9 protein-coding genes are annotated in these 12,398 nt (G+C 70.7%); 4 read left to right on the forward strand and 5 right to left on the reverse strand.

Annotated features, from left to right (window positions below):
• Window positions 1-27 precede the first annotated feature (27 nt).
• Window positions 28-933 carry an HNH endonuclease gene (locus DQ244_RS16260; protein ID WP_113812543.1) on the forward strand — a complete coding sequence of 302 codons (906 nt, stop codon included), beginning with the start codon at window positions 28-30 and terminating at the stop codon, window positions 931-933.
• 365 nt (window positions 934-1,298) lie between these two features.
• Here the strand turns inward: DQ244_RS16260 and DQ244_RS16265 are convergent, their stop codons facing one another.
• Together DQ244_RS16265 and DQ244_RS16270 are read right to left on the reverse strand one after the other, a co-directional pair.
• A complete protein-coding gene (locus DQ244_RS16265; protein WP_147251546.1) occupies window positions 1,299-1,616 on the reverse strand; it encodes a hypothetical protein in 318 nt (105 codons plus the stop codon).
• A 79-nt stretch (window positions 1,617-1,695) separates the two neighbouring features.
• Entirely contained in the window at window positions 1,696-2,493 is a 798-nt protein-coding gene (locus DQ244_RS16270; RefSeq protein ID WP_233491654.1) for an enoyl-CoA hydratase/isomerase family protein, read from the reverse strand.
• Window positions 2,494-2,877: 384 nt separating this feature from the next.
• Between DQ244_RS16270 and DQ244_RS16275 the strand changes: the two genes are divergently transcribed.
• On the forward strand, window positions 2,878-3,570 hold the full coding sequence (locus tag DQ244_RS16275; protein WP_113812545.1) for a hypothetical protein: 693 nt from the start codon (window positions 2,878-2,880) through the stop codon (window positions 3,568-3,570).
• Between the two features lie 10 nt (window positions 3,571-3,580).
• On the opposite strand, the gene DQ244_RS16280 is transcribed toward DQ244_RS16275, so the two are convergent.
• Both DQ244_RS16280 and DQ244_RS16285 read right to left on the reverse strand, forming a co-directional pair.
• On the reverse strand, window positions 3,581-6,880 hold the full coding sequence (locus tag DQ244_RS16280) for a TM0106 family RecB-like putative nuclease (protein ID WP_113812546.1): 3,300 nt from the start codon (window positions 6,878-6,880) through the stop codon (window positions 3,581-3,583).
• A gap of 179 nt (window positions 6,881-7,059) precedes the next feature.
• Window positions 7,060-8,337 (reverse strand): hypothetical protein, encoded by a 1,278-nt coding sequence (locus DQ244_RS16285; protein WP_113812547.1) that lies wholly within the window; start codon window positions 8,335-8,337, stop codon window positions 7,060-7,062.
• Window positions 8,338-8,663: 326 nt separating this feature from the next.
• On the opposite strand from DQ244_RS16285, the gene DQ244_RS16290 reads away from it, so the two are divergent.
• On the forward strand, window positions 8,664-9,893 hold the full coding sequence (locus DQ244_RS16290; protein ID WP_113812548.1) for an MFS transporter: 1,230 nt from the start codon (window positions 8,664-8,666) through the stop codon (window positions 9,891-9,893).
• A 96-nt stretch (window positions 9,894-9,989) separates the two neighbouring features.
• Entirely contained in the window at window positions 9,990-10,613 is a 624-nt protein-coding gene (locus tag DQ244_RS16295; RefSeq protein ID WP_113812549.1) for an antibiotic biosynthesis monooxygenase, read from the forward strand.
• Between the two features lie 12 nt (window positions 10,614-10,625).
• Here the strand turns inward: DQ244_RS16295 and DQ244_RS16300 are convergent, their stop codons facing one another.
• Complete coding sequence (locus DQ244_RS16300; protein ID WP_113812550.1) at window positions 10,626-12,383, reverse strand: bifunctional diguanylate cyclase/phosphodiesterase; 1,758 nt, start codon at window positions 12,381-12,383, stop codon at window positions 10,626-10,628.
• Between the last annotated feature and the right edge of the window lie 15 nt (window positions 12,384-12,398).

The raw sequence follows: 12,398 nt of genomic DNA on the forward strand, positions 1-12,398 counted from the left end.
GCCTCAGCTCGCAGCCCATGAGGCGTCATGGAGCTGAAGGAGCAGTACGTCCGCGCGGCGGCCATCAACTGGCTTAGCAAAGTCACTCTCGACGGGACGAAGCCGGTTGATCGACTGACCCTTTCGAACGACTTTCGGCCAGGTGGTGAGCGATTCCCCCTAGTCGATAGAGGCAGGGGCATCCGACGTCCTCAGGGCTGGTCGGCGGCTCTGTCCATCATGACGGGAGCTCCAAAAAACGGCACGGCGCGACCGTACGACGACAGCGAGGGACCGGACGGACTCCACCGGTACAAGCTGCGTCGGGACGCGCTGGGCCGCGCGGAGAACGAGGGCCTACGAAGTGCGATGGCCCAGGGGACACCGTTGATCTGGTTCTTCGGCTTACGCTCGACTGTCTTCCAGGCGATCTTTCCGGTGTACTTGATTGCTGAGGAACCAGCTCACGATCAGTTCGTGATGGCCCTGACCGCAGAGCAAAGAACCGTCCGGCCCGGTTCGCCCGTCGAGGAGTCCCTACGCCGTTGGCTGCTGTCGATGACGAAGCGCCGGCTGCACCAGCCCGTCTTCACTAATCAGGTCATGGCTGCCTATGAGGTGCGCTGCGCCGTTTGTTCGCTCAACCACCGTGAACTCCTGGACGCAGCCCACATCATCCCTGATTCGCGTCCTCACGGTGCCGCCGTGGTGCCGAACGGCCTCGCCTTGTGCAAGATTCACCATGCCGCCTACGACCGGAACATTCTCGGTATCCGACCTGACCTCACAGTTCAAATCCACTACCGGCTCCTCGACGAGATCGATGGCCCGATGCTGCGTCACGGCCTGAAGGGTCATCATGGTCAGCCACTCATGCAGATCCCTCGCCGTCGCAGCGACCGCCCGGATACCGATCGTCTGGCAGAGCGTTTCGCCGAGTTTCTGTCCGCTTGAACGCCGGCTTGGACGTCGACCCGCCTCCCGTGCGACGATGGTCACGGAGTTGCTGTCCTGTACTCGATTCCCGACGGCCCGCCGCTCCACGGCGGCGGGTGCTGGTGCACCTGACCGCGCACGCCTCACGAAGATCGCGAAGTTCAACTCTCTGTTGGTCGCGAGTGGTCTGGCAGCCTTGGCTGCCTACTTCAAAGGGGTTGATGTGATGGTCGCTGACGCGGCAGTTGGAATGGCTGTTGCAATCGGCGTCGCGGTCGGGGGTCGGGTAGAGGACAGCAACTCCGGGGGCTACTCCGCCGCATCCAATGACAGCGAAAGCTATCTTGCTGGTGTGGGGAGCGTTGAGGATGTTCCTGGCCTCGTCAAAGCCGGTCGATCCAAGTGTCCTCATCGCGGGCGTCCCACGCCGAGGCTTGACTCGCCTTTGGGATCGGCGTCGATCCGAGTACCGATACGACGCGCAATGCCTCCGAACGCGTCAGCGACTTCAGAGACTCAACGGGCCGCCCGACGACAGTCTCAACCGCGTGCTGCCGCTCCGCCATGCTCGTCAGGCCTCGAGCAGTCAACGCCGACCTGAGATCCTTCACCAGCCAGTCGGCGATAAGGCCCTCCTTGGCAACGGGCTGGGCAGGCTCCTCCTGCGGCTCGTCACCGAAGAGAGGGAGATCGCCGGACACGCCATCGATGCTAGAGGTCCGGCAGACCACGCCGGACCCCCATCGAGGTCCGCGCCCTCCCCTTCCCGCGAAGGCACGTTCAGCCAGCTGAGCGCCGCATGGACCACATTTGCGCCGGCCGCTCGGACTGCATGGCGACATCCCACGGGATCGCACCGTTGACGACCTCCTTGCGGAAGTTGCCGACCGCCACTCGCGCAAGCTCCGGGTCGGCCGCCACCCGCTGAGCCAGCTCGATCGCGCGGTCCTCGACCGCGGCGTCGTCCAGCGATTCCCATGCCAGTCCGAGCTCGACGGCCTTGTCGCCGTTGATCTCCTCGCCGAACAGCGCCATCGCCGCCGCGGCCTCGCGGCCGATCAGGCGCGACAGGATGACGAAGTGCCCACCGCCGGGGTGCATCCCGCGCTTGAGGAAGCCGGCCAGGAGCCGCACGTCCTTCGAGACGATCCGCAGGTCCGCCGCCAGCAACATGTTCATGCCGGCGCCCACCGCCGAGCCACGCACCGCAGCGACCGTGGGCACGCGAACCTGGCCCAGCCGGTAGAAGGAGTCGTAGATCTTGCCCATGCCCTCGTAGGCGTCGGGCGCAGCCGGGTCCTTGCCGGCCGAGGTCAGCGTCGCGACGTCGCCGCCCGCGCAGAACGACTTGCCGACACCCCGGATGACCAGCGCACCGACCTCAGGCTTGGCGTCCACCTCGTCGAAGGTCGCGATCAGCTCGTCGGCCATCCCGGGGGTCAGCGCGTTGCGCCGGTCCGGCGCGTTGAGCGTCACGATCGCGACGCCGCCGTCCACCTCGAGCAGAACCTCACCCGTACCGGTCACGAGCCCCACCTCTCCGCCGAGCGGACCGACGCCGCCGTCGGTCACCACCACCTGACAGGCATCAGACCACGACCGGGCAGGCCCTTCACACCGGACCCGGGGAGGCGGTCAGCAGCAAGTCCGGCAACCACAGGTCCCGAGTTCGTTCACTCCGGAACGACGGCCGGACGCCCATGACGTGGGAAGCTCACGTCATCCCCCGGCGGCGACCAGCGCTTCTGGTCCGCCCACCCGGCCGACGTCCTCACGACGGGACACCGATCCCGCACGGATCAACCGAAGGACGAGAACTCGTGGCGCTGATCGCCTGCCCGAACTGCTCGAGTGAAGACATCAACGGCACGCCCCAGTTCGACAGCCGGCTGCTGATCCACTGCAACGACTGCGGCACCGAGTGGCTGCGCGGCGAGGCTCAGCGCGACCCCGGCCGCCGCGGTGCAGACGATCGACTCGCTGCACGCCGAGTTCCCCACGCCTGCCGCCGTCCGCCACGAGATCCGCGAGCGCGTAGCGACGCTGCAGGCGGAGTTCCTCCTCGACCGGCCCGAGCCCTACCCCGAGGTCGCCGAGTACCGCGAGCGCTACCAGGAGCTGTTCAGCCGCGACAACCTGTCCACCGCGCCGGCGGACGACCTCCTGCACTTCGCCAACTCGGCCACGATCGCCTCGCCCGGCAACATGTCCGGGCTCAACCGGGCCTGGAAGACCCAGGGCCAGGACAAGGCGGCGCACCTGGTCCGCCAGTCGATCGAGCACCTGCTCTACGGGCCCGAGAACCTGCGCCTGGAGGACCGGCTCACCCAGCTCATCGACGGGAAGAAGGGCATCGGCTTCCCGTCGTTCAACAAGGAGCCGCTGCTGACCAAGGTCCTGTGCGTCGTCGAGCCTGACCGGTGGCTGCCGGTCCTGAAGTACTCCGCCGCGACCGACGGCAAGAAGGAGCTCGCCAAGCTGGTCTTCGACCTCGATCTACCGCCGGCCGCGAAGACGACGTGGACGATCGGCCGCCTGGCCACCTGGAGCAACGACCTGCTCCGGTCGCTGGTCGGCAACGACATCCCCGACCTGCAGCAGGCGGCCCAGTTCCTCCTGTGGGCCAATAACCAGCCCTTGGCGTCCCGCAGCTGACCCTCGGCGTCTAGGACCCCGGGTCTACCGGGACGACCGTCGCGGACTCCACCAGCCGGCACAGCGCGTTCACCCGGCGCAGCTGCTCCGGCGTCCGCACCGGGGCGTCGAGCAGCAGCGGGCTGAGCACCACCACGGCCAGCACCTGCGCCCGCGACACCGCCACGTTCAGCCGGTTCAGGTCGTAGAGGAACCCGACGCCGCGAGGGGCGTCGTCGGCACTCGTGCTGGTCATCGAGTACAGGACGACGGGCGCTTCCTGACCCTGGAATTTGTCCACGGTCCCCACCCGCGCCCCGGCCGGCAGCGCCGCCTTGATCAGCCCAACCTGCGCGTTGTACGGCGCCACGACCAGCACGTCCGCCGGCCCGATCGGCGTCTTCACGCCCTCGTGGTTCCGCCACGTCGAGCCCTGCACCGAGTGCCACAGCCGCGCGACGACGTCGACCTCCTGCGGGCTCTTGTCCGCCGCCGTCAGTTCGTGCCGCACCGGCACCGCCCGCAGCCCGCTCCCGGACAGCGGCCCCTCCCCCAGCACCGCCACGCCCTCGCGACCGTCCGCCGCCTCCAGCCGGCCCTCGTAGGCCAGCTCCGACACGAACCGAGTCAGAAGCGGGTGCATCCGGTACGAGCGGTCGAGGAAGACGCCGCGCTCGGCCGGGATCGTCGGGTGGCCGTCGAGCAGGTGCTCCAGCGCCGAGGCGCCCGACTCCCCCGGGTGCACCGCTTGGCTCGGCTGGGCCAGCTGCTGCGGATCGCCGAGCAGCACCATCGACCGCGCACCTCGCGCCACCGCCACCGCATTGGCCAGCGAAAATTGTCCTGCCTCGTCGACCACCAGCACGTCGACGGCCTGAGCCACGTCGGCATGGGTCCAGAACCACGCCGTGCCCCCGACCAGGTCCGCGTCGCCGGCCTGCAGCTTCCGCGCGACGGCCTTGTTGTCGTTCGACCACTCGACGCCAGGCGCGCCGCAGGACTGCTCCTCCGTGCACTTCTGCAGCGCCGGGCGGCCGACCGCCTTCAGCAGGTTGCCGATGACCGCGTGCGAGGTCGCCGTGACGCCGACCTTCTTGCCGGCGTCGAGAAGCTCGCGGATCAGCGAAGCCGCCGCCGTCGTCTTGCCGCTGCCCGGCGGGCCCTGGATGGCCAGCACCTCGCCGTCCAGCGCAAACCCGAGCCGCACGATCGCGTCCGTCGTCGACTCACCGGGCAGCAGCGGCGTTCCCGCGGGAACGCAGCGCTCCACGAGCGCTGCACCGAGGCAGTCGCGGCCGGCGAGCACGTCGTCGGCGGTCGCCTGAATCGCCTCGCGCAGGCTCTTGGTGTTGAGCGGCCCGCCCGGCCCCAGGCCGCGTGGCAGCGGCGCCTCCGCGGCGGTTGTCTTCAGCACCAGCCGCCCGGCCGCGGCGTCGAACTCGAAGACCTCGCCGACCTTCTTCGCGGTGTCGACGTCGAGCGCGTCGCCGGTGGTGACCTTCGTCTCCTGCACCGGGAACGAGTACTCGTACAGATGGCTCTTCTTCTCCGGGCGCACGTAGCGCTCGAAGGACAGCCCGCCCAGCGCCGTCCCGTCCTGCTCCAGCTCCTCGGCGTCCAGGTCCTGCAGGCGGTAGACCTCCCACCACGCCGGCCGGTCCTCCCGGCGGTGCCAGCCCACGAGGTCGCCCAGCAGCTCGTGCCCGGCCTCGTGCAGGCGCGCAGACAGCTCCAGCTCGGCGGCCTGCGCATCGGTCACCTTCGCGTCCGGAGCCTTGACCTCGATTACCGGCCGCGGCAACGAACCGTGCTCCGCCTCCAGCTCGGCGCGCTGGCCCTCCAGCCAGTCGTGCAGCTCGCGGGTTGAGTCGACGTCCTCCTTGTTGTACGACTCGATCGCGGCCAGCTTCGCGGCGTCGCCGTCCCGGAGCCACTGCTCGTGAACCAGCACGCTGCCCAGCCCGCTGGCCACCTCACCCTCGTGCGACCGGCCGTAGAACGCCTCGACCTTCTTGATCGAGTACGACTCCTTGCTGATCCGCATCGACTGCAGGACGACGGGATAGAGGTCGACGAACCGCTCCTCGCGCAGCAGCTGGTCCAGCTCCGCCTCCCGGACGCCGTAGCCGCCGGTGAGCTTCTTGAGCGCGGTCACCTCGTAGGGCGCGTAGTGGTAGACGTGCATCGCCGGGTCGGCCTGCGCGGCGGCGACGATCCGGTCGATCAGGTCGGCGACCATCTGCTTCTCCGCCGGGCGGTCGTGCGCCCACAGCGGCAGGAAGCCGCCCGACCGGTCGCCGAGCCCGGCGAGGTACTCGATGCCCGCGCCGTCCTCGAACCAGGGATCGCCCTCGAAGTCGAGGTACAGGTCGCCCAGGCTCGGCGGAGGCAGCCGGAGCAGGCCCAGGCCCTCGACCGGTGCCAGCAGCGTGCGCGAGGACTCCCCCGTGCTCCGTTCCTTCAGCTGCTCGGCTGCCTGCTGCTGCAGCCTGGTCCGCGCGTCGGCACCTATGCCGGACGCCTTCAGCCTCTCCGGCGAGGCCGTGGCCAGCGCCTCCAGCGTCGGGACACCGACCGCCCGCAGCAGGTCCCGGTGGTCGCCGCGCATGCCGGCGACCAGACCGAGGTCGTCCGCCTCCCGCAGCTCCCCGTTGCAACGCGAGGCCCAGCGGCACTGCTCGCAGTGGCCGATCGGCGAGGGGCCGGTGGCCGGCGGCGCGTCGACGAACGTCTCCAGCCGGTTCCGCGCGCGCCGGGCGTACGCGGCGACGTCGCTCAGCCGCCACGGCCGCGAGACGCCGTCGCCGGTGACGACGTAGACGAACTCCGGGGCCACCCCCTGCAGCGTCGTGAGCCGCTCGGCGTAGGTGGCCATCTGCAGGAGTGCTGCGACCTTGAGCTTCCGCGCGAGCTTGGTGTCGGCGATCTCGTACGACCAGTCCCCGAACGCCGGCGACGGCCGGTCGACGCGGAGCAGGAAGTCCGACTGGCCGCCCCAGGCCCCGTCGAAGAAGGTCCCCTGATAGACGACGTCGACGCCGCTGCGCATCGCCTCGACCGTCTCGGCCTCGGCCCGGCGACGACCTGCAGCATCGAAGACGGTCTCGATCCGCGTGATGGTCCTGCCCTCGGCCCCCAGCGAGGCGAGGTACTTCTCCTCGTGCGCCATGCCGCGGTCGAAGACGAACTGCAGCTCCTCCGTCGTCTCGACCTCGGACCCCGACCACTCCCCGTCGGCCACCCCCAGGTCCAGGCGGGTGAGGTGCCGGCACTCCTGGTGTGACGTCAGGTCGGTCGGGCTGAGGACCAGCCGCCCGTCGAGTCGCTGCATCGCCTGTACCCCCGTCATCGGTGAACCGTTGGAGGCGTTTGCCCGGCCTCGGGCGGATCAGACCGGACGGTAGTGACACGTTCCGGATCCGTATCACCCGGTCGGGCGACGGTGCCTCGCCGGTGCCGTTGCTCGCGCGGGCTGCGCGCGACGTTCGCGCGAAGCCCGGTGCCGGGCAGTCAGTCCTTGCCGTGCACCTCGTCGTGCCCGCGCCGGCGCCCCGCCCGCTCAGCGAGCCCCCTGGACAGCTTGGACGTCGCCCAGCGCGCCCGGCCGACGGTCTCGGCACCAAAGCTCTTGGCGGCGTCGAGGGTTTCGCTACCGAGATGCTTGACGGCGTCGACGCCCTCCGCCCCGGTCGCAAGTACCGAGTCCCGCGCCTCCGCGGCCGCGTCGGCCCAGCGCCGCGCCTCCACCAACTCGCGGCCGCTCTCCAGCCCGAGGCGCAGGCTGAACTCGACGACGTTGCTCGCCACCTCGTTGCCCGACTGAACCACGACGCGAGACTTGCGCGGATTCAGGAGCACCTTCGCGTTGGCCAGGTCGGCGGCCGCCGCGATGCGGGTCAACAGGCCCTCGGTGGTCTGCGAGATCGCCTCAACACGGTTCTCCCGCGCGACTTGGAGCGCGAGTCTGTGCTGATCCAGCTCCTCCGGGGACGCATCCAGAACCCGATCGAGTTCGAGCACGCCGAGCGCGTCCTGCAGCGAGAAGCAACGGGCCAGGACAGCGAGCCACTCCTGAGTCTTGGACTGCGCCTCCGCGGCAGCCTCAGCGAGATCACCGACGTCTTTGCGCTCCAGCTTCTCTGCCAACGCATCCAGCTGGCGCAGGGCGTACCCCTGGGTGCTTGCGATGGTCATCGGCGCAGCCTGAACCTTCGACCACGTGACCTCCGAGACTCGGCCCACCTGCTCCCGAACGACCATGGCCTCGTCGATCACCATGCCGGCACCGATCATGTCCGCCAGTACCGCGTCGGTCTGGGCGCGGAGTACGTCGTCGACCTTCTTGTCGATCGCGGCGAGATAGTTGGTGATCTCGTCCATGGCCTGCTGCATGGCCAGCTGTGCCATGAGGCCGGCAGCGCCCGTGAGAACAGCCGGATTGGACAGCTTCGATCCCGGCGACTTGACGATCTCCAGGATGTGCTTGGTCTTGCCGTCCTTCATCGCGATCGCGCGCGACAGGTTGTCCTGCGAACCCTTCATCAGCGGGCTGTTCGCCATGGCTTTCGCCGACTCCTCGGTCAGCTTCACCCATCGCCCGGCGTGTGTGGCGATCTCGGAGCCCGCCTGAGCGAAAGCAGACCCCTTTTGGAAAGCCGATCCCAGCCGGCGCAGCCCGAGGTCCTTCGACGGCAATCCCGCGGAAGTGACAAAGCGCTCGACCGCGCCCGGGCTGCCGATGACCGCCAACCCGTTCCCGTCACTGATGAGCTGGATGTCGTCGTCCATGATCGGCTCCTGAATCTGCGGGGGAAAGCGCAGCCCTGGGTCGAGTTGGCGCGCTCGCGGCAATCGTGACTCGCTCGGTTCGGTTCCCCAGGCTCATCGCGCGTTGCGACGCCCTAGGCACCACGCTTGCAACTTGGTCACCAGGCGCCTCCCCGACGACCAGCAGGTCAGCAGGCACGGCACTTCTTGCGGCGACGTCCGCCAACGTCAGGCCGGACACAGCGATAGGATCGGCGCCGAACCTGCACGTCCCGTGTGTAACTACCTGCTGTCGGCGCCCGCCGGCGGATCAAGGCGGCACGCCTGATCCGAGAAGTTCAGAGGTCATGTTCCACACGCGCTCGACCGACAACGCGCTCCTGAAGCACGCCGGTCTCCCCTACTTCCCGCTGGCCTTCATCGCCCGGCTCCCGTTCGCGATGATGGTCGTCGGCGTCCTCACGCTCGTCGTCGCCGAGCGCGGCTCGGTCACCCTCGGCGGGCTGAACTCCGCCGCCGCCGGCCTCGGTACCGCGCTCGCCGGTCCGCTGCTCGGCGCCGCCGTCGACCGCTGGGGTCAGCGGTGGGTGCTCGTCCCGGTGGGGCTGCTCAACGCCAGCCTGCTGGGCGCGTTCGTCCTCGTCGTCTCCAGCTCCGCCGCCGACGCCGTCGTCCTGGCCCTCTCGGTGCTGATCGGCGCCAGCGCACCGCAGGTCGCGCCGCTGTCGCGCACCCGCCTGGTCGCCATCATCAAGCGGCACGTCGCCGCGGACCGCCGCGAGAAGACGCTGTCCGGCACGATGGCCTACGAGTCGGCCGCCGACGAGACCGTCTTCATCGTCGGGCCGTTCCTCGTCGGCATCCTCGCCAGCGCCATCGCCCCGTGGGTCGCGATCGCCGGCGCCTCGGTGCTCACGTTCGTGTTCGTCACCGCGTTCGCCCTGCACCACACCGGCCAGGTCGATCCGGGCACCGACGCCACCCCGGTGGAGCCGGCCCCCGTCCGCGAGCTCCTCCGCATCCCGCTGATGTCCGTCGTCGTCGGCACGCTCGGCGTCGGCTTCTTCTTCGGCGCCACCCTGACCAGCCTCACCGGCTTCCTCGCCGCCGACGGCGACGGCGACCGCGCGGGCCTGCTCTACGGCGTCATGGGCATCGGCTCGGCCGCACTCGCGCTGGGCTCGGCGGCCCTGCCGGTCCGCTTCACGCTCAAAGCCCGCTGGCTGGTGTTCGGCTCGCTGCTGCTCGCCGCGGCGGTCGCCTTCGCCTGCGCGCGGTCGGTCACCGGCCTGGTGATCGCGCTGGCGATCCTCGGGCTCGGCATCGGCCCGACGCTGGTCACCCTCTACAGCCTCGCCGCGCAGCTGAGCCCCACCGGCCGGAGCGCCACCACCATGACGATGCTGGGCTCGGCGGTCGTCGTCGGCCAGGCGGTCACCTCGGCGGTGACCGGCCTCGTCGTCGACCGCCTCGACCCCACCACCGCGCTCGCCGCCCCCGCCGTCTGCGCGGGCATCGTGGTCGCCGCCGCCGTCGTGCACGTCGCGTCGACCCGGCAGGCCGCAGTCCCCGCCTGACGCGGAAGCCGCGCGCGCACCCGTTGACAGCGCCCGGCAGCCGAGCAGCATGGTCGTCGCGAGAGACGCCGCGCCTGTCCCCGAAGGGAGGGCGTCATGCACGCCCGGACCACCACGATCACGGCCGACCCGGACCACATGGACGGCGGGATGGCCGACGTCCGGAACACCGTCCTCCCCGCTGTGAGCGACATGGACGGCTGCATCGGGCTCTCGATGCTGTGCGACCGCGGCTCCGGCCGCGTCATCGTCACCACCGCCTGGCAGTCCGAGGAGGCGATCGCCGGCACCCGCGAGCGGGTGCGCGCCCTTCGCGAGCGCGCGACCCGGCAGTTCGGCGCCACCGACTCCGAGGTGCGGGAGTGGGAGATCGCGGCCGTGCACCGGCTGCACCCCGCCGGCGACGACGCCTGCGCCCGGGTCACCTGGTCGTGCGTGGACCCGGCCGACATGGACCGCGTCCTCGACGTCTTCCGCACCGACCTCATCCCGCGCATGGACGAGATGCCCGGCTTCTGCAGCCTCAGCCTGCTGCTCGACCGGCGCACCGGCGACAACTCGCTCACCGCCGTCTACGCCGACCGCCGGTCGATGGAGGCCTCCCGCCAGCGGGCCACCTACATCCGCGACGAGTTCCGCCGCGCGCTGCACATGTCCGCCACCGAGGTCGCCGAGTTCGACCTCGTCCTGCACCAGCTGCGCGTCCCCGAGCTGGTCTGACCCGCTGCGGAGTCAGCTCGCGGGGCTCACCGCGGCGAGCTCGGCGACCAGCTCGGCCACCGGCCGCGGCCGGCTGTACAGGTAGCCCTGCGCCAGCGGGCAGCCGAGACCGGCGAGCACCTGCGCCTGCTCCGGCGTCTCCACACCCTCGGCGATGAGCACGAGCTCCAGCGCGTCGGCCAGCGCCATGACGCTGCGCAGCAGCCGCGCCCGCCGGGTCGACGTCGTGATCGCGGCGACGAACGAGTTGTCGAGCTTCAGGAAGTCCGTGGGCAGGGTGTCCAGCCGGGCCAGCGCCGAGTAGCCGGTGCCGAAGTCGTCGATCGCCACCCGCAGCCCGTGCTCGCGCAGCACGTGCAGGGCGTGCACCGACCGCGCCGTCTCGGCCTCGACCAGGCTCTCGGTCACCTCGACGACCGTGCGCTCGGCCGGCCACCCGGTGACGGCGAGCGTCGCCAGCACGCGGTCGCAGAAGCCGGGGTCGTCCAGCTCCAGGCCCGACACGTTGATGCTCAGGAACAGCGGCCGGCCCGTCGCCTCGGCCAGCGTCCGGGCGTCCTCGCACGCGGCGGTCCACACGAAGGCCCCCAGCGCGCCGACCAGGCCCTCCTTCTCCGCGACCGGCACGAAATCCGCCGGCGACACGAACCCGCGCTCGCGGCGGGTCCAGCGCACCAGCGCCTCCACCCCCACGATGCCGCCGTCGGCCGGGGTGACGATCGGCTGCAGGTGCACCGACAGCCCTCCCGACCGGCCGGCCGCGAGCGCGGCGGCGAGGTCGCGGGCCAGCGGGCACTGCGTCTCGGCGTCCAGCTCGCTGCGCCCCCGCCCGAAGGACTTGACCCGGTACAGCGCGGCGTCGGCGCGGCGCATCAGGTCCGACGGCGAGTCACCGAGCCCCAGCTGGGCCACGCCGACCGACGTCCCGATGTGCGGCAGCGCCGCCCGCAGCGACTCGGCGACGGCGAGCGCCCGCCCGCCGTCGTGACCGGGCAGCAGCAGGGAGAACTCGTCGCCGCCGTGCCGGGCCAGCAGCGCCCGCGGCGGCAGCAGCGGGCCCCACGAGAGGGCGACCTCGCGCAGCATCTCGTCGCCGGCCGCGTGCCCGTTGGCGTCGTTGACCGCCTTGAAGTGGTCGAGGTCGAACAGCGCCGCCGACAGCGGCTCACCGGTGCGCAGGGCGGCGTGCGTCGCGGCGTCGAGGACCTCGTCGAAGCCCCGCCGGTTCGCCAGCCCGGTCAAGGCGTCCTCGGCGGCGGTGGCGGCGCGCTGGGCCAGCACGCCCATCGCCCCGGCGGCACCGAGCACGAGGACGGCGACGACCACGGCCGCTCCGACGGACACATCGGGCCGCAGGTGCACCACGACGGCGCCGATGACCAGCAGCTCGGTGAGAAAGCCGAACGCCCAGAGGAGGGGGAAGAAGAGGAACGCGGCCATCGACACGAAGCTCATGAGGGCCAGCAGCGCGACGACGCCGTCGGCCGTGGGCGCGTGGAGGGCGTAGACGCCGATGGCGGACGAGCCGATCGCGAGCAGCGCCTGGAAGAAGATCACGCGGACCCGGTGGCCCCAGCGCATCATCACCAGGCCGAGCAGGCAGCTCACGGGGCCGAGCGCGACGATGCCGCGCGGCACCTCGTCGAGCCCGCCGGGAGTGCCCAGGACGAGCGCGACGGCGGCCAGTCCCGCCATCACCGTGAGCAGCCCAGCGGTCCGGGCGACCACGCGCGGCGTGGCCAGCTCGGGCGCCGTCCGCCTGATCTGCATGCAGTGGACGTCGGC

It is taken from the genome of Blastococcus sp. TBT05-19, from assembly GCF_003319095.1.
In the GTDB taxonomy this organism is placed as follows: Bacteria; Actinomycetota; Actinomycetes; order Mycobacteriales; family Geodermatophilaceae; genus Blastococcus.